This window comes from uncultured Gimesia sp., from assembly GCF_963976445.1.
In the GTDB taxonomy this organism is placed as follows: Bacteria; Planctomycetota; Planctomycetia; order Planctomycetales; family Planctomycetaceae; genus Gimesia.
In genome coordinates this window covers 213,388-233,083 of sequence record NZ_CAXBKP010000002.1, presented here as the reverse complement: position 1 = coordinate 233,083, position 19,696 = coordinate 213,388, and the positions used below count along the sequence as shown (strand labels likewise).

Genomic DNA, 19,696 nt, shown 5'->3' with positions numbered 1-19,696 from the left:
TCCATGATGGATACAAACGGTCTCGTTTCCCGACGTAATTTATTACGCTCGTCCGCCTGTGGTTTTGGCTCTCTCGCATTTTCCGGTCTGCTGTCTCAAGCTAAAGGAAACACTCCCAGCATCGTTCATCAAAACCCGTTGGCACCACAGGAGCCGATGTTCCCTCCGCGTGCGAAACGCATTATTTTTATCTTCATGCAGGGGGGACCGAGCCATGTGGATACCTTCGACTACAAACCGTTACTGGAGAAGAAAAACGGCGAACAACTGGAATTCAAAGATTCACGGACCATTGCCAAAACGGGAAAATACGGCAAAGAAAAGGTGATGCAGTCTCTCTGGAAGTTTCGTCAGTACGGCGAAAGCGGACATTGGGTCTCCGACCTGTTCCCGGAAATCGGCCGACAGGTCGATGATTTGTGTTTCGTTCACAGCATGCACACCAACGGGGTTGCGCATGGCCCGAGTACGTTGTTCCTGCATACTGGAACTACGAATTTGATCATGCCTTCGGTTGGTTCCTGGATTACGTATGGACTGGGAACGGAAAATGAAAATATCCCCGGCTTCATCACGATTTCTCCGTCTTCCTCCAATGGAGGACCGCGAAATTTCTCGAATGCGTTCTTGCCTTCACATTATCAGGGAACCGCGCTCGGCAGAGCAGGGCAGCCCACTGACAAAGTACGCTTCAAGAATATCAAAAATGAACAATGGTCTTTGAACAAACAGCGGCAACAACTTAAACTGCTCCAGTCATTCAATCAGAATCAGCTGCAGTCTCATAAAGAAGATGATGAACTGGCGGCGGTAGTCAACTCATTCGAACTGGCATTCCGCATGCAACAACATGCACCAGGACTAACAGACCTCACAGCGGAATCCAAATCCACATTCGACATGTATGGAATTGGAACTCCGGAAACCGATGATTTTGGTCGGCAATGTCTCTTGGCACGGCGCATGGCAGAAGCCGGCACGCGTTATATCCAGGTCAACTATGCCGACAATGGTAATACGCCGCGTTGGGATCAGCACAGTAAAATCCAGAAGCACGAAATTCATGCCAGAGCAACAGACAAACCAGTTGCCGGCTTGATTCAGGACATGAAACAACGCGGACTACTCGAAGACACGCTCATCTGGTGGGGCGGAGAATTCGGCAGAAATCCCTTCTTACAAAATGGTGATGGCCGTGACCACAATCCCAAAGGGTTCACACATTTTCTGTGCGGTGCCGGCGTCAAATCGGGCTTCTCTTATGGGGCCACCGATGAATTCGGACATGAGGCGGTGGAAAACAAAGTGCATATGCACGACATGCATGCCACGCTGCTGCATTTGCTGGGCATCGATCACGAACGCCTCACTTATCGGCATGCTGGTCGCGATTTCCGCCTGACCGATGTTGAAGGACGTGTGGTCACCGATCTGTTTGCTTGATCAAAATAAATCAGGTTCGCAAACGACCCCTCATTTGCGAACCTGTTATTAATTGTTTGATTCATTTAATCCGATACGCAACCTCCTTTGTAACTGTCTGAAGAAGAAAATCGAGGCTGTTGTGATGTTGAAGAAGGATCTTAGCCTGTGTCCAGGTTGGTTCTCGCGTCACCCAATGCCATTTGGATCGAGCCTAATCGTATGGCTGACGCGACGGTTAAATGGGGCGAACGAGAAGGTTAGCGTTACCGTTGTTCGGCTATCCAGTAATTCTTTCCTGTTCGTGACCGGAAACCCCAAAACGCCGGCTAGTGACAAGCAATCGTTGAACTTGTAATCACCATCGAATGCCATCGTGATCACGTCATTACCGACGACATCATTTGAATCGAGATTGATCCAGTCGCCGTACTGAGTATTAACTTGAATTTCATTTCTCTCTCACTCTGAGATTCTATTTACCGTTAATGAGAAAAAGATCCTCAGCCGGTAGGTTTTATTCTTTTTACTGAGACAGAGGCACGTATTCCGACAATTCTATCTTTAAATATAATTTCGCCCCTCATAGAATGCGCGCGTGAGGACGAAAATAAGCCTAGTGAGATTTTTAACGAAAATGACATTCACGAAGCTGCAAGGTTTCACAATGGATCTAGTTTGCGGTGTATCAGTCCACAGGATGGGGTATATCCCTGAAATCCCTAAGTCTGGCCTGTCACAAGGAAAGTCAGATAGGCCTGAAAGAATAATTGACTAGAATATCCTGTTTTCGAAAACAGTGCTCGGTAAAAGAGTTATCTGGTTTTGTTTTCAATATGTACCATTCAAGTTCCGGAGCAGAGGAGCAAACGTGTCGGCAGAATCTACGATAGAAAATGTCAGTCAGAGCGGGAAGCTGGAGAAATTTGTTTATGATGACCAAATTGCAAGGATGTTTGCGCTTGCGACACTGATCTGGGGTACCATTGCGTTTCTCGTCGGAATTATCATCGCCACTGAACTGGCGGCTCCTTCTGTCAATATGGGCATTGATTTTATTACTTTCGGCCGCTTACGCCCTCTGCATACCAACGCGGCAATTTTTGCCTTCGCTGGTAACGCCATATTCACTGCCGTTTACTATTCGACACAGCGACTCTGCCGTGCCCGTATGTGGAGCGATAAACTATCGCTGCTCCACTTCTGGGGCTGGCAGTTGATTATTGTATCGGCCGTCCTGACTTTGCCATTTGGCATCACACAAAGTAAAGAATATGCCGAACTGGAATGGCCCATTGATATCGCAATTGCCGTGGTCTGGGTCGGCTTCTTTGGTGTAAACTTCTTTATGACGCTGGCCAGACGCCGCGAACGGCACATGTATGTCACACTCTGGTTTTATATCGCGACGATTGTGACGGTGGCTTTGCTGCACGTGTTCAACAATTTAGTGATCCCTATCGGACTCTTTAAAAGCTATTCGATTTATGCCGGCGTGCAAGATGCTTTCATGCAATGGTGGTACGGCCATAACGCGGTGGCGTTTTTTCTCACGACCCCGTTTCTGGGGCTGATGTACTACTTTCTGCCCAAGGCAGCCAACCGTCCGATTTATTCCTATAAGCTCAGTATTCTGCATTTCTGGTCATTGGTCTTCATTTACATCTGGGCCGGTCCGCACCATCTGCATTACACCGCATTACCACAGTGGGCTTCGACCTTAGGCATGTTGTTCTCGATCATGCTCTGGATGCCTTCCTGGGGTGGCATGATTAACGGCCTGCTGACCCTCCGAGGAGTCTGGCAAAAAGTAACCACTGACCCGGTGCTTAAGTTTTTCGTGGTCGGAATCACATTTTACGGAATGTCGACATTTGAAGGCCCGGTGCTGTCCATCAAATCGGTGAATGCCTTATCCCATTATACAGACTGGACCATCGCACACGTCCACGCCGGCGCACTCGGCTGGAATGGTTTCATGACGTTTGGCATGATCTATTGGCTGCTTCCCCGATTATTCCAGACAGAACTCTGGAGCACAAAACTGGCCAACCTGCATTTCTGGCTGGGGACAGTCGGGATTCTGTTATACATCTTCCCCATTTATATTGCCGGTCTGACACAAGGTTTGATGTGGCGGGCAATCACGGAAACCGGCCAGTTGGCTTATCCCAACTTCGTCGAAACGGTTCGCGTTTTGATCCCCTTGTATTGGATTCGCGTCGCTGGCGGTCTGGTTTTCCTCTCCGGCTCTCTGTTAATGGGGTATAACTTTTTCCGAACCTGGAAGACTCGTCCTGACGTTTATGAGGAAGTGGTACACACCGCCCCGGCGTTAGAACGTCATTATGTTGATGATCCGATACCGAAATCAGAACTGACTGGCGTGCTGGAAATTGCTAAATCGATCGATGTGTTTGAAAAACTGAACTGGCACAGAAGATGGGAACGTTTGCCACGACTGATGACGATCTGGGTGATTATCGCTGTCGTCGCCGCCTCATTGTTTGAAATCATTCCCACTTTTTTGATCAGGTCGAATATTCCCACAATCGCAACGGTGACTCCCTACACCCCACTGGAACTGACCGGTCGAGATATCTATGTGGCAGAAGGGTGTTACAACTGCCATTCCCAGATGATTCGGCCCATCCTCTCAGAAACGAAACGGTATGGAGAATATTCCAAGCCAGGCGAATTTATTTATGATCATCCGTTCCAATGGGGCTCACGCCGCATTGGCCCTGACCTCGCAAGAGAAGGGGGCCAGCGTTCCAATCTCTGGCATCTCGTCCACTTCCGGGATCCGGCTTTGATGACCAATGGCTCCATCATGCCGCCTTACCCCTGGCTGGAACAACGGAAATTAAATTTCAAGACCATTCCAGATCGTGTCTGGGCCGCCTGGTATCTGGGGGCTCCTTATACGCGTGCTTTGGACGATTCGATTGCCATGGCGAAAGAGCAGGCGAAAGCCATCGCCGATGACATCGAAAAACAGAAAGGCCCGAAAGGTCTGGAAGATAAACAGGTGGTTGCTTTGATTGCTTACATGCAACGCCTGGGAACCGATATTTATAAGAAACCGGCTGCACCGAAGAAATCAGAGTCAACGGAACCGCAGCCAGCTGCGAACAAAGCAGCACAAAAATAATCCGTGATCGAGGTTAAATCAGATGATTAGACAAGTGATGGAACTCTTGAATTATGATTACTGTGCCGAGATTGCACTCGTCCTGTTTTTGATTGCCTTTACCCTGGTCATCATCAAAACCACATTCACGAGTAAAAAAGAAATAAAACATCAATCAGAAATTCCGCTTTCTGACGATTAATACTGGTTCGGAGAAAAACATGTCAGAGAAAGATCAGTTAAGAACCCACGTCTATGATGGGATTCAGGAATACGACAATCCAATGCCGGGCTGGTGGGTAATGCTCTTCTGGGGGGGCATCTTTTTTGCAATTCCCTATTGGTTGTACTACGAATCGGGAGTTCCCGGGCGTTCCGTCTATGATAATTACAATCAGGCGGTCGCCGACAATCTACGGTTGCAGTTTGAAGAAATCGGCGAGCTCAGCTTAGATTCCGCGACCGTCTATAAATTTAAGGATGATCCGAAGTGGCTCAAGGTCGGCGCCAGTGTTTATGAAATGCACTGTGTCGCCTGTCATGCCGCCAAAGCGGAAGGAAAAGTCGGCCCGAATTTGACTGACGACTATTGGATTCATGTGAAAGAGATCGGCGACATTGCCAAAGTCGTCGAAAAAGGAGCCAACGGTCAGGCGATGCCCGCCTGGGGAAATCGCCTGCATCCCAATGAAATTGTACTGGTGGCTTCCTATATCGCCGGGCTCCGTGGATCATTGCCGGCAGGCACTGGAAAAGCACCGGAAAAGAATGCAAAACAAATTCCCGACTGGAAAGCACCTGCAGGGGAAAAAGCGAAAACCGAGGCAGAGTCTCCCCAAACAGACGACAGCAAGCCCCAAAAAGAGGCCCCAGAGAACGAGAAGCCGCCAGAAACGAAACCAGCCTTATGAACAAGAATTTCTTTTCGATGAACGGTAAGCTTTGATGAACGACCAACTTCTTGAATCAGAGGAACATGTTTTATCCACATTGGAGAAAGATGGCTCCCGTCGCTGGATCTATCCACGTCTCTTTCAGGGGAAATACTGGACCAGACGCCGCGCAGTGGGTTATTTTCTGATCATCGTCTTTATCGCGTTACCTCATATAAAGATCAATTCCAATCCTGCTTTCTTTTTGAATATTGCCAGACGGGAATTTACGATCCTGGGATTCAAGTTCCTCCCGACCGATACACTCCTGCTGGCATTCTTCATGATCTCGCTGTTCTTGTCGATCTTTCTGTTAACGGCTTTATTCGGCCGGGTCTGGTGCGGCTGGGCATGTCCTCAGACAATTTACCTGGAATTTGTGTATCGCCCGATTGAACGGTTATTCTGCGGAACCGCCGGACATGGTGGCAAACCACACAAGTCGGTTCCCATTGTCCGCCGACTGATGATGTATGGCGCTTATCTGATCATTTCCATGGTGTTAGCACATACATTTCTGGCCTACTTCGTGAGTGTCGGTGAACTTCAGCGTTGGGTTCAACAATCACCGTTCACTCATCCAACCGGCTTCCTCGTGATGACGTCCACAGTAGTTTTAATGATGTTCAATTTCGCATTTTTCCGCGAGCAACTCTGCACCATTGCCTGTCCTTACGGCCGCTTTCAATCGGTATTGCTGGACCAGCGATCCTTAATTGTCAGCTATGATATCCTGCGCGGCGAACCACGAGGCAAAATCAGCAAACAGAAGACCGAAGAAACACACGGCGATTGTATCGACTGTGGACAATGTGTGCGGGCCTGTCCGACTGGCATCGATATTCGCGATGGCTTACAAATGGAGTGCATTCACTGCACCCAGTGTATGGATGCCTGCGATGAAATCATGGTGAAAGTGGAACGTCCCACCGGACTGGTACGCTACTCCTGCCAGGATGAAATCGAAGGGAAGCCGACCAATAAACTGCGACCACGTATACTGATCTATCCGCTACTCCTGCTGTTATCCGTTTCCGCATTTACGGTCACCCTGATCAATAAAAAATCATTTGATATTACAATTATGCGGAATTACGGTAACCCGTTTATTGTGACAGATGACGATCTGGTCGAAAATAATCTGCAGATTAAACTGGTCAACCGAACTGATATCCCTGACGTATATCAACTCATATTACCAGAGAAGACCGACATTAAGATGGATATCATGGGGAGCACCAGCCTGAAAGCACGCGAGACAAAGACCATACCACTGTTGGTCGCAGCGCCACGCGATTCGTTTGTCACAGGATTGCGTGAAGTGGAACTTACAATCCGTTCCCAGAATAATTCCGAAGAGAGGAAAATCACATGTCAGTTGCTGGGACCATAACGACCGAGGCAGAACAATCCTCCGAAACTTTGGCACGCTGGACTTGGTGCGGCGTGATCTTCTCATTCCTCGGACTGCAGATCCTGCTTTCGTCCGTTGCCATATTTCTATCGACGAGTGACCCTTCTAACGTGATCGTCGAAGGTTATTACGAACAAGCGCTCTCCTGGGATCAACAGCGTCAAACACAAGCACAGAGTGATGCGCTGGGTTGGAATTCAGTTGTCACTCTTGAAAATTCAACAGAACTGCTCTCAAAACCCAAACTGGAACTGTCCCTGCTAAATCAGGCCGGCCTACCCATAAAAAACAGCAAGGTAGAAGGGGAGCTCTTTCATCATGCCAGAGCAGGGGACGTCTTCAAAATCCATTTTACCGAAACCCGACCAGGACACTACGCAGCACTGGTTCCGATCAAACAGCAGGGGCTATGGGAACTTTCGATCGCCGCGTCCGGTGCTGCGGGAACATTTCAGGAAACGAAACAATTTCAGTTCAAAACATCAGGCGAGTTTAAACATCTCCCAACAAAACACTAATCAGGGTTCAATAGACTACTGAGACAATAATCGCGTAGCAAGGCATTACATGACCGACTTCCATTCGACAATTCCATTACTGGCCACGATCTTCGTCGCCAGCATTGCCGGAAGCGGTCACTGTGTTGGAATGTGCGGGCCTTTGATGCTGCTCGCTGTGCATCGAAATTCCGCGACAAACAAAAAGTCGTTCGGTCCGGAAGCCCTTTATCATGCGGGGCGACTGCTCGGATACGCTGTTTTGGGACTCGTTGCCGGCAGCCTGGGCTGGATGCTGGAATCCGGCGGCGAACTGGCGGGCCTGCAGAAAATCGCAGCTTATGTCTCTGGGATCGGCATGATTCTGTTCGGCAGTTTTTCGCTGCTGACGATTTACCGAAAGGGAAGCATGCCTCATTTCGGTACTGCCGCGGTTGGTAAATATTTGACGAAGTTCATCAAAAAGAATCAACGGCTCCCTCAAGGAATCAGGCCATTTGGAATGGGACTGATTACGGCCTGTCTCCCCTGTGGTTGGCTCTATGCGTTTTTGTTGCTGGCTGTCGCCGCCAGAAATCCTCTTACGGGAAGTCTGGTCATGATTGCCTTCTGGCTCGGAACCATCCCCGCGTTATCACTGACCGGACTGGCCAGCCGCCTGTTTCCGCAAAAGTGGAACCAGCTAGGCAACACCTTGATCGCCACTCTGCTTATCGTCAGCGGCATTTTCACCATGAGCATACGCGCTCACGCGGATATGGGAGAATTACAACAAAAAGCCGAGGGGACATCAAAAATGGAACTTCTAAAAACCATAAACGACCAGCCGCTTCCCTGCTGCCAGCCTAAACAGACTGATTAACCCGTTCCCGGATGCGATAAGGCTTCACTCCGTTGATTGAGCAAACGCACGAAAGCGAAACGATTTCCCAGCAGCAACAAGGCACGTGCATCCACTGCAATCTTCCAGTCCCGACCAGTCGGCAAACAGACGAGCAACCCTGGTTTTGCTGTGCCGGATGTGAAGTCGCTTACGCTATCCTGCAAGACATGGACGCCTGCCTACTGGAAGAACTCAACAATTCAGAATCCGTTTCTTCCTCTGACCTCTCCTATGAGGAAATGGACCACCCCCGTTTTCGAGAACTGTATGCCCGTGAAGTCGAACCGGGGCTCTTCCGCATTCGCTTTCACCTGGAAGGCATGCATTGTGCATCCTGCGTTTTTGTGATTGAGAAACTTCCGAATTACTTGCCGGGCGTCATCAGTGCGCGGGTGAATTTAACAAATACCAGCGTTGATTTGATTTGGGATTCCACCAGCGTCTCGCTCTCAGAAATTGCCCGAACCCTGGATCGGCTCGGTTATCGTCCCCACCCACCCCAACACAATGATGCGGAACAAATATTTCAACGGGAAAACCGTAAGTATCTGATTCGCCTGGGGATCGCCGGTGCCTGTGCCGGGAATGTCATGTTGATCGCGTTTGCCCTGTACGCTGGCATGTTTTCCGGAATGGCAGCGGAGCATTTGGACCTGTTTCGCTGGACTAGTGCGGCACTGGCGCTGGTTTCCATAGCCTGGCCTGGCCATGTCTTTTTCAGAGGGGCATTCTCTGCAATCAAAACGCGCAGCCCGCACATCGATCTGCCCGTGGCTTTGGGAATCACCATTGGCGGCATCGCTGGACTGATCAATTCCATCCGAGGCACGGGCGAAGTCTATTTCGATTCCTTAACCGTCCTCATTTTCTTACTGCTCGTCGGTCGTTACATTCAGTTTCGACAACAACATCGCGCGCTCAGTCAGCTTTCCCTGTTGAAAAGTATTACGCCACGCAGTGCGCGTTTAATTTCCCATGATGAAATCCTGACGGTTCCCATTGAAGTATTAAAGACAGGCGACCAGATTGAAGTCAGAGCAGGGGATGTGATTCCCGCAGATGGCGTTGTGTATTTCGGAGATTCTGCCGTTGATGAATCGATCCTCACAGGCGAATCGCGGCCTCGAATCATTCAAAACGGCGCGCAAGTGACTGCCGGCACGATCAACCTGACGTCTCCCCTCAGAATGGAGATCGAAAGCGTCGGTGAAAACACGCGCATGGGTCGTTTGATGAATCTGGTTGAGCTGGGAGTCAGTTCCAAGCTCCCTTTACTGGAACTGGCCAATCGCATCGCTGGCATTTTTGTGCTCACTGTCATTGTGCTGGCGATAGTCTGCCTGGGAATCTGGTGGTCGAGCGGCGTTAAAATCGCTGTTTCCAATTCGATCTCATTACTGATTGTGACCTGCCCCTGCGCCCTGGGATTAGCCACGCCCTTGGCACTCGCGGTGGCCCAAGGCAAAGCCGCGAAACGGGCGATTTTGATTAATTCCGGCGATGTGATCGAACGCCTTTCAAAACCTGGATTTCTCTGGCTCGATAAAACGGGTACTTTGACCTATGGCAAAATGCAAGTGCATGAATGGTACGGCGACCGCAGTCTCTTTCCACAGATTCGTGCTCTGGAAAAACAGGTCGTGCATCCCATTGCCAGTGCCCTCACGCTCTTCATCGACCAGCAAATCGGAACCGAAGAACAAGACTGCCACACGCTTCAGGATATCGATTATTCCCCCGGCTTAGGAATTCGCGGGGAAGTCGACGGCTCGCAACTCGCGATCGGCAGCGAGGCCTATATCACAGAACAGAAATGGCAGATTCCTACTGAATTTCAGAAGAAAATTGCGGAGTGTCGCCAGCAGGGATTAACCGCCGTACTGGTTGTCGCTGATGAAGAACTCCTGGTGGTCTTGGGAATTGGAGATGACTTACGGCCCGATGCATCGGCTACGATTCAAAAATTACAATCAGATGGCTGGACCGTTGGCATCCTCTCTGGCGATCACCCCGAAATCGTAACGCCAATTGCCAGTCGCCTGAATATTGATCCCGAATTAGTCCATGCAGCAGTACGCCCGGAAGAAAAACTCAAAATCATTCAGGATTCCACCAGCCGCGGGATCACAGTGATGGTGGGCGATGGCGTTAATGACAGCGCGGCATTAGCGGCTGCTTCGGTCGGCATCGCCGTGCATGGCGGGGCAGAAGCCAGCCTGCAAGCCGCCGCCGTATATCTGAATCGGCCTGGCCTGGCACCACTGAAAGAATTGATTGATGGTGCCCGCATGACAAATCACGTGATTTATCGCAACTTGCTGATGTCTCTGGTATATAATGTGATTGCTGCGGGGCTGGCCATCGGCGGGTTGATTAACCCGCTCATCGCCGCGGTGCTGATGCCGATCAGTTCTTTGACGGTCCTGATTTTATCTTTTATGAACCGCGCTTTTCAGGAGCCCCATTCTTGAGTGTTCTCTATATCGCCTTACCGGTCGCAATCTTATTAGCGTTAGCGGCAGTCATCGGATTTGTCTGGACCGTCTCGCGTGGTCAGTACGACGATCTCGAAACGCCGGCATATCGTATTCTGGAAGACGATCAGAAGCCGAAGTCGAAAGACAAATCAAATTAAGTCTGAGTTCAATTGCTGTTTGTGAGTCTATAAAAAAACGCCCGGAAAAATCCGGGCGTTTTCTGACTGATTTTTATGAAATCGATCAGGTCTCTGGCAGGCAGAACTTATTCGACAACGCGAACAGAAGTAGCGCAAGGTCCTTTACGACCTTCACCAACTTCATACTCAACTGTCTGTCCTTCCTGTAGTTCTTCGAGAGTTCCACCCTGAACTTCAGAATGATGAAAAAACAAGTCGCCCCGTTCTCCTTCGATGAACCCAAAACCGCGATCTGAAACCAACCTTTTAATTTTACCCTGTGGCATTTCTGCTCTCCAACATGATAACCTACGACAACCGGCAGCGCTGATAAAAAATAGACTGCCGAAGCCCAAAAAATGAAAGCAGATAGAGCCACAAAAAACAGAAGCTGAAACTTACTTAGAAGCCCTGCTAGTAAAATGAAGCGGGAAGAGATGAACGACCCGAAGGCGGTTAAACTGCACCTTGTCTCTGCTCGTCACAACTGGCGTGACATTAGTATTATACTGTGTAGTGTCTGTCTGTAAAGCTTGACCTGTCCGCTTTCATCCGAATCCTGTGAACCCCACAACCTTTCTCCCCAGCGGAATTCAGGGAAATTGGGGGCACTTTACTGAGAATGATACCGCACCAACCAGACAATTATCGGCACCAGCAGACTCAACGGGATGAAAATCCCTAAGAAGCGAGCATTATAGTGAACTAGATCATCCAATTTAAGCACTGCATATAAGGCTGCTTTTTAGCCCAATATGTTCTCCCACACATTGATGTAAAACTCGATGAGAGGAGTGATCCCGGGAACCGCAAACAGAGGAGAGTAAAATCGTGCGATCGTATCCAGGCCTGAAGAACCAGCCATCGGACTCGCGGCAAATTGACGGCAGATCGCAATCACCGGTCCGACACTCAACAGATAGAACAGCCCCAGACTGATCAGAATATAACTCAAACGCCTGACATTTTTCGAAATCAACGGTTTGTTTTTAAACATCGATCTGGCCTCAGATTCAACTTCACTTTAGCCCCGCAAGTGATCGCTGAATCATTGATATTAGCGGTTATGAATTAAAACAGAAACAAGCGAATCAGTGTAGTCGAAATCTGATTCAACTCTTGTAGTCATGACAAAAAGAGGCACTTGTTTGACACAAGTAAAATCAGCTGGCATACTGTTCATCAGCTATAAAACATAACACATTCATTCATTTTCATCATTAAAGAGTGTGAGCAAAAACCATCATGACGCAAATCCTTGAGATTCCGACAGCGGGGGGTGAATCAGTTTTCGTTGAAGTCCGTCAACCCGAGTCACTGGAACACCGTGCTGGATCAAAAGCACTGATTGAGAAATCAGCGACAACACTGGAGGCGATGCTCGCAAAAATTCGGCCCCTGGCGAGCGCAGCAGTCACCGCGATACAGGGGATGGGAACAGACGAGATGACACTCGAAGTAGGAGTGAATTTGTCGTTGGATGGTAACGTGGTGTTTGCCAGTGTCTCTACAGAAGCAAATTTCAAGGTCTCTCTCACGTGGAAGGGACAAACGAAGACAACAGATGAACTATAAGGTTCCCCCCGTAGTCAGTATTTCCGGTGGCGAGGCAACTCCCCTCGTTGGAATGGGCGTAGTGATTGATGAACGTCATGTGATCACTTGCGCTCATATCATCAATTACGCGCTGGAACGTGAGGCCAACGATCAATCACTGCCGGACGCAAAGATCTGTATTCGGTTTATCCTCGATCCACAAGAACCAGTTGGTTGGGCAACAATTCTGAAATGGCTTCCCCCACTTGACTCTGGAGAAAATGAAGATGTTGTCTTACTGGGCCTGGACACCCCGACCCACGTCGATATCGACCAATCCCAGTTTTCTATTCCGCGGATTAATGAACCGATTCGCGCGTTTGGCCTTCCGCACGGCTCGACCCTGGGAATCTGGTGGCGCGGTCTCGTCTCTCTGCCTGTCCGCAGCAATCGCTTTCAACTGGAACAGAATGAGAATGCCTCTACAATTCTGGAACCGGGCTTCAGCGGGACGCCGCTCCTTTCACTGAACGGACAAAAGATGTACGGAATCGTCGCGCGTGTGCGAGGCAAAGTCGGCTATATGATACCCAGTCAGGAGTTAAACCGGGTATTCAAGGTGCTACCTTCAAGCGAAAGCGAAGAAGAAGCGAAAGCCGATATAGGGGGGGCTCTAGTTTCTTCGCCACATGAGAACAGATCGACTCTCACGAGGGTGGCGACAGATACAGAACAGCAAGGCGCCTTGTTTGAAATCGAAGTCAATGCAGACTATGGCAATTTCTCAGATGAAGATTCCTACTATTATCAAAAACTGATTGAATACATGCAGGGGTTTCCCGGAGTTATCATCAAAGTCAGCTATATTCGCAAAGGGAGTACAATCATCGGATTTCGTGTGAGCTCCGAAAAGGCAGAAGAGGCTGCCGCAACAATCGTCTCAGCGATCAATGAAGGTATGCTGGCAGAACAGGGCGTCGTACGCGCCAACATTCCGTCACCAGAAGCACAACAAGATTTCACACATAAAATTCAGGTATCGCGTTATTTGCACAGGAAAGGGCCCTTCGATCGGATTCTAGCTGCGCTACTCCTGATTCTGTTGTCGCCAGTTCTCTTGCTCTCAATTGTGTTGGTTCGACTGACTTCTCCCGGTCCAGCTTTGTTTCGTCAGACCAGGGTCGGAAAAGACGGTCGCAATTTCATGATGTACAAATTAAGAACGATGCGCGTCAATGCAGAAGCCGCAACCGGTGCAGTCTGGGCGATTGAAAGTGACCCCCGAGTGACGCCTGCTGGGGTTTTCCTGCGTAAAACGTCTCTCGATGAGCTGCCCCAGTTGTTCAACGTCCTGCGCGGCGAGATGTCGCTCGTCGGACCAAGTCCGGAGCGTCCTGAGTTTCTTGATGTCCTTTGTAAAAGTATCCCGGACTATGAAAACCGGATACAGATTAAGCCGGGCATCGTGGGATTAGCCTCATGTAATCTGCATCCAGTCACGATGATTGAAGATGCCAGAATCGAAGTTTTGATCGACCGATTCTACATTGAACACGCGAGCCCCTGGATGGACGTGCGGATCTGCTTGGAAAATATTCCCCGATTCTTGCACTTATCCATCCCCGTCCGACTGACACGACATTATGTGAAACCATTTCTCCCCGGATATTTAAAGTCAGGTGAAGACAACCCTGGCGCTGCCAGTCAGTGGGACCATTAATCCAATCAGTCGCTTATATTAGCGTTTGCATAACTCAACCAATAACACAAACCTGAAGACAGTCGCCAACACGTACCTGATCAAAGGAGAAAGCATTCAGAAAAAACAACTGGTGACAAAACTCGACTTCTGGTCACGTTTTCTCTATCCAGTTATTCTTGGAATCGTACTCGTGATTTCATTTGTGATTTGATGACCTTGAGGAACGTGAAAGGGTGCAGGGCTTTATATTTAAGAGTCGCTGACCCCTTATCCCCCTTCAGATACAAGTTCAAACGGACGAGGCGATTATGTGACACTCCAGAATTTAATTTCACTTGTTAACGATAGCACGCGGTCAGGCACGAGAGTACGAATCAATGTTGAAATAGAATCTGTAGGCAGTTAAAGAGATCGAAATCAAGGGACGTTTAAGAGGTCAGTTTCTCCAGTTCGTTACCCCAGTTCGTTACCGTGGTGGGCGACCTGCGATGAGGACCATCTTTTGGCCAGACCAGGTTAACTCCCGCCCACCTGCAGAGAGTGTTGCCTCACTGCTTCGGCACGCGAGGTGCCGCTTGCTGCCCACGGTATAGAAATACCAGTTAAATGTCGTCCAGTAGTCTGGCGTGTAACGCGGTGAATTGACACGATTGTTGGTGTAAAGGATAAAGTCCTTTTGATCGCTTGTCTTATAGACGGCCATTCGTTGCACACGGATAAACTGAAGCTTCCAATACTTCCGATTCACCGGTTTCCCTTTTCCGGTAAGTACATTGTCTGGCTTTTCCATAAACGCAACGCGGCCGAATTGCGGATCAACGAAATTCACGATCACCGAACGGCCATGAAATTCATAAGTTCCAATCTTGCGGTCGCCGTCCAGTACGAGTTTGTTCGGCGTAAAGTCACACGTTAGCCGGATGAACGTGTTCGTACCGGGAAGGACAGCCACAAACTCCCACAAATCGACAATCGAGTCCTTCAGTGCTATAGACGGTTTCGTGCCGATCAAAGATTGTCCCGCAGTGTTCGGCATCAGAACCGGAGCAATAATTTCGCTCTTGAGCGTGACGCCATTCATTAAAACACGACCGTTAAGATGCCAGCCTCCGATCCAGTTTCCTTTATAATAAGCCCCTCCTGCACGGGGCACCGCACTGCCCTCCCTGCCGAAATCAACCTTGTCGCGGATTAAGGTCCAGGGAAGCCCCTTGCTGGTCTTGCCATCCGACATCAGTGTGAGCCGTCCGCCTTCCAGTTGCCCGCGATAGGTAGTGACAACTTCCCAAACTGCGATCTGGTCAGCAGCCCCAGCAGTTGCAATTCCCCAGCCCAGCAGGATTCCCAAGATGATGCCAAGTCGGTTCGCCTTCGAAAACATTTCTATCATATGTTCGTACCCCGGTCAGTCTGTGAGAGGCATATACCTGTGCCCAAAAAACAACCATGTAAACATAACATACGGCCAAATCGCGATCAACCATGTAACGTACGTTTAGATCAAAAGGTGCTGCATTCTCACTACTACGCGTTCTCGAAGCAAAAAAAGCTGGTGTTATATGCAATGATGTAACTAAAGCATCAGTGAAGTATATCCCCCCCAAGCCATTCCTTGCTCAGCGAGTGGCGTTTCCTAGACTGGAATCAAAAGGGGTCAGGTCTGTTTTAATTGTGTCGGAGTTGTGGTAGACTTCGGTCATGCCTAGATCTAAACGAATTTGTCCTGCCGGTGAGGTGTTTCATGTGCTTAACCGGTCTGTTGCGCGGCTGACGCTGTTTGAGAAGCCGGATGATTACGCCGCGTTTATGCAGGTGGTTGAGGAGACATGGCAGAAGAACCCGCTGCCGATCTTTGCGATGTCGGTGATGCCTAACCACTGGCACTTTGTCGTGCGTCCCACGACGGATACCCAGCTAACAGAATTCTTCCAGCGGCTGACCGTAACCCACACCATGCGCTGGCACTCCCAGAATGCAACCGGCGGCACCGGCCACCTCTACCAGGGACGCTTCAAGTCGTTCCCGATTCAACCGAATGAGCACTTACTGACCGTCATGCGTTATGTGGAACGCAACCCCTTGCAGGCGAAGCTGGTCAAACACGCTGAAGAGTGGGAGTACAGCTCTGCCTGGGCGCGGCAGCAGAAACAGGCTGCCCCCGCGTGGCTGGCGACACCGAAGAAACCGCCGCTACCGCGAAATTGGCGAGCGCTGGTGAATAAACCGCAAACCGACGCCGAGCTAGTCGCCGTCCGAAAATGCATCGTCAGAGGCACTCCCTTTGGTGGTGACAAATGGATCAGTAACACCGCAGTTCGTCTCGCCCTGGAAAGTACTACGCGGCCCCGCGGGAGACCTCGTCTTAACAAAGAATCCTAGCTCTTGCAGATAAGCAGCAGGTGTTGGAAGTTCATCAAGTGGGATTTGATGGCCTTTGGTTCGTTTCAGTTTTGCTGCTTCATGTTTTGAACGGCACTAGCCGCCGTACAGCTCAGATTTGGTGGGCTGAACTTTCTATAAAGTAGTTATGATTGGGGCGAGTTTGCTCTGGGGCAGACACATAGGGCCGCATCCTACTTTTTGCGAGAGCAGCATCTGGTATTCGCAAAATATAAGACTGATACATTCGAAACGCATCCTGAGGATGTGAGTTAATCAGTGCTTCATAATCCAATTATTTGAACTATGTGATCACAAACCAATTGTACCTTAGAGCACTGTTTCGTACACTCTAGTGTATACTTCGCTCTGGAGTTCGTCTTGTCAGCCCCACGTTTGGGTTCGCCTTGAGCGAATAATGGTTTTCAATCGGTGGGGTTGCTCCATTGTGCTTGCTGATTTCATCAATGCGGGAGGGTACACAAATACCACGATAGTTGCGAAGGGGCTATCGAATTCGATGTGATCAGGTACTCTCAGCATAACCGATTGCCATGAAATGATGTTCTTGAACTTCCCTTCAAGGAGTACACACAGTGGGTGATATTTATCAACAGATTTGGGACGCTGATCAGTCTGAGAACGGAATTGTCCCTATCCTCGACACTGAACAGGGCGACCCCAATATTGGATTTGTGAAAGTAAACTCGAATCTCGATATGGATTCTCCTGATCTCAAGGTTCTCCCCGAAGCAGTGATACCCGAGTCAAAGAAGCGGACCTACGATCTCTGTCGCGTATTGTTTGACAATTATGCGCTCCGGGAACGAGACGAAGAATTCGACACACCGGAAGAACGTGAAGAGGTACACAATTTTGTAGATACAATCATTGATACCGCACCAATGCAAGTCGCTAAAGAATACCTGGTTCAAGCTACGGGAACCAGTATCACACGAGAGCGATGGTACAGCACAGTACTGGAGATGTGGTTCCGAAAGTTCCAGCAAGGAGGAGACCCACAACTAACTGGTTTTGAACATGTTGTCGTTGGCGAACAGGAAGAGGGTAAAGTTCAGGGATACCACAACTGGTACAAGTACTACCTGGATGATGGTTTTGCCAGACAAGTCGATGGGATTCATGCGGACACCTTCCCGGGACTCACCGACGACCGAATCCTTTATCTCGGATCTCATCTCACCAATGGCCAGAAACAGTTTCCCGAAAGTGTTACGATCTCCTACAAGTGGATGGCCGCTGATTATGATCGAGATGCCTTACGTCCATTGACAAAACCTAAAGGCGGTTTCTTTGTCGGATGTAGCGTCGAAGGCTTACTCGCGATTGGGACAGTCCGTGCCCATTTGGGGGCAAGAGCGCCTAAGAAAGCGGTGATCAATGGCGCCAAGTACGACTTAAAGTTATTCCACGGCCCTGAACGCAGAAGCGTTCGCACCTTCTACCCCATGTTTAAAGGGGCTCAATCTGAAACGGTTGATGATATTCAATTGAACCCACCAATTGAGATTGTAACCTCCAAAGTGCGTATGGTGGCTGCGTTGGTCAATCCATCAGGCCATGACCCCGGGCACGAGTCCATAACCTTGTTTAATACTGGCACGACTCCCGTTTCGCTTACCGGATGGCAGATCACAAACCAAAACGCTCAATCTACTAATTTGGATGGCTACATTGATTCCGGGATGCCGTTACGAATTAACCTGGATGGCTCTGGGGTCCAGCTTTCAAATCGGGGCGGAACCATTCGGCTCTTGAATGAATCCGGTAAAGTAACGCACAGTGTTTCCTATTCCAAAAGCCAGGTTCGAACGCAAGGAGAAACTATTCTCTTTTAACGCTCCGCGCGAGGCGAACAGCTTTTACAGATTGTCACATAAAAAAGGAGGGTTTGTATGAGTCACACGGATACCAGTCATCCGATCGTTGATGGGCCAGAAATAGTTAGCGAAGAGTTAGTAGATGGACCTGAAGACGGCATCGGCTTATGCCTGTCCGGTGGAGGCTATCGGGCCATGTTGTTTCACGTTGGCACGATTCTACGGCTGAATGAATTCGCTTTACTTCAAAAGTTATCGCGAGTGTCGAGCGTTTCAGGTGGTTCGATTACCGCTGGTGTGTTGGGGCTAAATTGGAATCGATTGGACTTTAGCGATGATGGTCGTGCGGGCAATCTCTCGGAACTGTTGGTTCAACCAATCATGCGAATGGCCAGCAAGACAATCGACCGTGGGTCGATTTTGACAGGAGTCTTATTGCCGGGAAGCGTGAGTGATCGAATCGTCGGACACTACCAGGACATCCTTTTCGGAGATGCAACATTACAGAATCTCCCTTCAGATATCCAAGGGCCCCGATTTGTAATCAACGCGACCAGCGTGCAGTCTGGTGCCCTGGTTCGCATGTCGCGGCCCTATCTCGCCGACTATCGAGTTGGAATGATTCGCAAACCAACAATTTTACTTGCCGAGGCCGTAGCCGCATCCTCAGCTTTTCCACCGTTTCTATCACCTGCCGAAATCGACGTCGATCCGAGTGACTTCACACTGGACAATTCGTGTGATCTACAACATGAACCGTATACAGACACCTTGGTTCTTAGCGATGGCGGCGTCTACGACAACTTTGGTTTGGAAACAGTGTGGAAGCGATACAAGACGCTGTTGGTAAGTGACGGCGGGGGAAAAATTTCACCTGAGCCAGAACCTGCTGGCAACTGGGCACAGCACTCAAAACGCATCCTCGACATTATTGACAATCAGGTCCGCAGTTTGCGAAAGCGACAGCTTATTGGTTCGTTCAAAGTCGGCGATCGGGACGGAGCGTATTGGGGCATCCGCACAAATATCGCACATTACCAGCTTGAAGATGCAATGGCCGCACCGCATAAGGACACGCTACGGCTCGCCGATACTCCCACTCGATTAAAACGCTTACCAAATTTACGCCAGCAACAACTAATTAACTGGGGCTATGCCGTATGTGATGCAGCGATGCGCAAGCATGCTGACATTGATATCACCAATTCAAGTCCCAGTGCGACGTTCCCATTCAAGTCCGCCGGAATCGCTTAAGTAATTTGGAATCTCCAGAGATTGAAATGATCCTCGAACACAAAAGG

At 49.5% G+C, this 19,696-nt stretch carries 17 protein-coding genes; 14 read left to right on the top strand and 3 right to left on the bottom strand.

Going from position 1 to position 19,696, the window contains the following annotated elements:
• Window positions 1–3 precede the first annotated feature (3 nt).
• The 9 genes from AAC022_RS03485 to ccoS all read left to right on the top strand — a co-directional run bounded on the left by AAC022_RS03485 (window position 4) and on the right by ccoS (window position 10,916).
• Complete coding sequence (locus AAC022_RS03485; protein ID WP_339728016.1) at window positions 4–1,443, top strand: DUF1501 domain-containing protein; 1,440 nt, start codon at window positions 4–6, stop codon at window positions 1,441–1,443.
• An 850-nt stretch (window positions 1,444–2,293) separates the two neighbouring features.
• Window positions 2,294–4,576, top strand: a complete 2,283-nt coding sequence (gene ccoN / locus AAC022_RS03480) for a cytochrome-c oxidase, cbb3-type subunit I (protein WP_339728013.1) — start codon at window positions 2,294–2,296, stop codon at window positions 4,574–4,576.
• Between the two features lie 22 nt (window positions 4,577–4,598).
• Complete coding sequence (locus AAC022_RS03475) at window positions 4,599–4,757, top strand: hypothetical protein (RefSeq protein ID WP_339728010.1); 159 nt, start codon at window positions 4,599–4,601, stop codon at window positions 4,755–4,757.
• Window positions 4,758–4,776: 19 nt separating this feature from the next.
• The gene (locus AAC022_RS03470) at window positions 4,777–5,466 is read left to right on the top strand and encodes a cbb3-type cytochrome c oxidase N-terminal domain-containing protein (RefSeq protein WP_339728008.1); all 690 of its coding nucleotides are present in this window, start codon (window positions 4,777–4,779) and stop codon (window positions 5,464–5,466) included.
• Window positions 5,467–5,500: 34 nt separating this feature from the next.
• Window positions 5,501–6,880: a cytochrome c oxidase accessory protein CcoG gene (gene ccoG, locus AAC022_RS03465; protein WP_339728006.1), complete on the top strand. Its 1,380-nt coding sequence runs from the start codon at window positions 5,501–5,503 to the stop codon at window positions 6,878–6,880.
• The gene (locus tag AAC022_RS03460; RefSeq protein ID WP_339728003.1) at window positions 6,859–7,419 is read left to right on the top strand and encodes a FixH family protein; all 561 of its coding nucleotides are present in this window, start codon (window positions 6,859–6,861) and stop codon (window positions 7,417–7,419) included. The genes ccoG and AAC022_RS03460 overlap by 22 nt, the downstream gene beginning before the upstream one ends.
• 49 nt (window positions 7,420–7,468) lie before the next feature.
• Window positions 7,469–8,260: a sulfite exporter TauE/SafE family protein gene (locus tag AAC022_RS03455; RefSeq protein ID WP_339728001.1), complete on the top strand. Its 792-nt coding sequence runs from the start codon at window positions 7,469–7,471 to the stop codon at window positions 8,258–8,260.
• A 32-nt stretch (window positions 8,261–8,292) separates the two neighbouring features.
• Window positions 8,293–10,752 (top strand): heavy metal translocating P-type ATPase, encoded by a 2,460-nt coding sequence (locus AAC022_RS03450; RefSeq protein WP_339727998.1) that lies wholly within the window; start codon window positions 8,293–8,295, stop codon window positions 10,750–10,752.
• A complete protein-coding gene (gene ccoS / locus AAC022_RS03445) occupies window positions 10,749–10,916 on the top strand; it encodes a cbb3-type cytochrome oxidase assembly protein CcoS (RefSeq protein WP_339727996.1) in 168 nt (55 codons plus the stop codon). The genes AAC022_RS03450 and ccoS overlap by 4 nt, the downstream gene beginning before the upstream one ends.
• Window positions 10,917–11,023: 107 nt before the next feature.
• Here the strand turns inward: ccoS and AAC022_RS03440 are convergent, their stop codons facing one another.
• Both AAC022_RS03440 and AAC022_RS03435 read right to left on the bottom strand, forming a co-directional pair.
• Window positions 11,024–11,224 (bottom strand): cold shock domain-containing protein, encoded by a 201-nt coding sequence (locus AAC022_RS03440; RefSeq protein ID WP_339727993.1) that lies wholly within the window; start codon window positions 11,222–11,224, stop codon window positions 11,024–11,026.
• A 458-nt stretch (window positions 11,225–11,682) separates the two neighbouring features.
• Entirely contained in the window at window positions 11,683–11,934 is a 252-nt protein-coding gene (locus AAC022_RS03435) for a hypothetical protein (RefSeq protein ID WP_339727990.1), read from the bottom strand.
• A gap of 248 nt (window positions 11,935–12,182) precedes the next feature.
• Here AAC022_RS03435 and AAC022_RS03430 point away from each other — a divergent pair, with 248 nt between their 5' ends.
• Together AAC022_RS03430 and AAC022_RS03425 are read left to right on the top strand one after the other, a co-directional pair.
• Window positions 12,183–12,512, top strand: coding sequence for a CU044_2847 family protein (locus AAC022_RS03430; protein ID WP_339727987.1), 330 nt, complete (start codon window positions 12,183–12,185; stop codon window positions 12,510–12,512).
• The gene (locus AAC022_RS03425; RefSeq protein WP_339727984.1) at window positions 12,502–14,193 is read left to right on the top strand and encodes a sugar transferase; all 1,692 of its coding nucleotides are present in this window, start codon (window positions 12,502–12,504) and stop codon (window positions 14,191–14,193) included. The genes AAC022_RS03430 and AAC022_RS03425 overlap by 11 nt, the downstream gene beginning before the upstream one ends.
• 448 nt (window positions 14,194–14,641) lie before the next feature.
• Here the strand turns inward: AAC022_RS03425 and AAC022_RS03420 are convergent, their stop codons facing one another.
• Complete coding sequence (locus AAC022_RS03420; protein ID WP_339727982.1) at window positions 14,642–15,565, bottom strand: hypothetical protein; 924 nt, start codon at window positions 15,563–15,565, stop codon at window positions 14,642–14,644.
• A gap of 308 nt (window positions 15,566–15,873) precedes the next feature.
• On the opposite strand from AAC022_RS03420, the gene AAC022_RS03415 reads away from it, so the two are divergent.
• From AAC022_RS03415 to AAC022_RS03405, 3 genes are all read left to right on the top strand, one after another.
• Window positions 15,874–16,554 (top strand): transposase, encoded by a 681-nt coding sequence (locus AAC022_RS03415; protein ID WP_339727980.1) that lies wholly within the window; start codon window positions 15,874–15,876, stop codon window positions 16,552–16,554.
• A gap of 596 nt (window positions 16,555–17,150) precedes the next feature.
• Window positions 17,151–18,413 carry a hypothetical protein gene (locus AAC022_RS03410; protein WP_339727977.1) on the top strand — a complete coding sequence of 421 codons (1,263 nt, stop codon included), beginning with the start codon at window positions 17,151–17,153 and terminating at the stop codon, window positions 18,411–18,413.
• A gap of 57 nt (window positions 18,414–18,470) precedes the next feature.
• The gene (locus tag AAC022_RS03405; protein ID WP_339727974.1) at window positions 18,471–19,649 is read left to right on the top strand and encodes a patatin-like phospholipase family protein; all 1,179 of its coding nucleotides are present in this window, start codon (window positions 18,471–18,473) and stop codon (window positions 19,647–19,649) included.
• Window positions 19,650–19,696 lie beyond the last annotated feature (47 nt).

Excerpts from the sequence above, each read along its gene's own strand:
- AAC022_RS03485 (WP_339728016.1), top strand. The coding sequence starts at position 4 with ATGATGGATACAAACGGTCTCGTTTCCCGACGTAATTTATTACGCTCG.
- AAC022_RS03475 (WP_339728010.1), top strand. The coding sequence starts at position 4,599 with ATGATTAGACAAGTGATGGAACTCTTGAATTATGATTACTGTGCCGAG.
- AAC022_RS03470 (WP_339728008.1), top strand. The coding sequence starts at position 4,777 with ATGTCAGAGAAAGATCAGTTAAGAACCCACGTCTATGATGGGATTCAG.
- ccoG (WP_339728006.1), top strand. The coding sequence starts at position 5,501 with ATGAACGACCAACTTCTTGAATCAGAGGAACATGTTTTATCCACATTG.
- AAC022_RS03460 (WP_339728003.1), top strand. The coding sequence starts at position 6,859 with ATGTCAGTTGCTGGGACCATAACGACCGAGGCAGAACAATCCTCCGAA.
- AAC022_RS03455 (WP_339728001.1), top strand. The coding sequence starts at position 7,469 with ATGACCGACTTCCATTCGACAATTCCATTACTGGCCACGATCTTCGTC.
- AAC022_RS03440 (WP_339727993.1), bottom strand. The coding sequence starts at position 11,224 with ATGCCACAGGGTAAAATTAAAAGGTTGGTTTCAGATCGCGGTTTTGGG.
- AAC022_RS03435 (WP_339727990.1), bottom strand. The coding sequence starts at position 11,934 with ATGTTTAAAAACAAACCGTTGATTTCGAAAAATGTCAGGCGTTTGAGT.
- AAC022_RS03430 (WP_339727987.1), top strand. The coding sequence starts at position 12,183 with ATGACGCAAATCCTTGAGATTCCGACAGCGGGGGGTGAATCAGTTTTC.
- AAC022_RS03425 (WP_339727984.1), top strand. The coding sequence starts at position 12,502 with ATGAACTATAAGGTTCCCCCCGTAGTCAGTATTTCCGGTGGCGAGGCA.
- AAC022_RS03420 (WP_339727982.1), bottom strand. The coding sequence starts at position 15,565 with ATGATAGAAATGTTTTCGAAGGCGAACCGACTTGGCATCATCTTGGGA.
- AAC022_RS03415 (WP_339727980.1), top strand. The coding sequence starts at position 15,874 with ATGCCTAGATCTAAACGAATTTGTCCTGCCGGTGAGGTGTTTCATGTG.
- AAC022_RS03405 (WP_339727974.1), top strand. The coding sequence starts at position 18,471 with ATGAGTCACACGGATACCAGTCATCCGATCGTTGATGGGCCAGAAATA.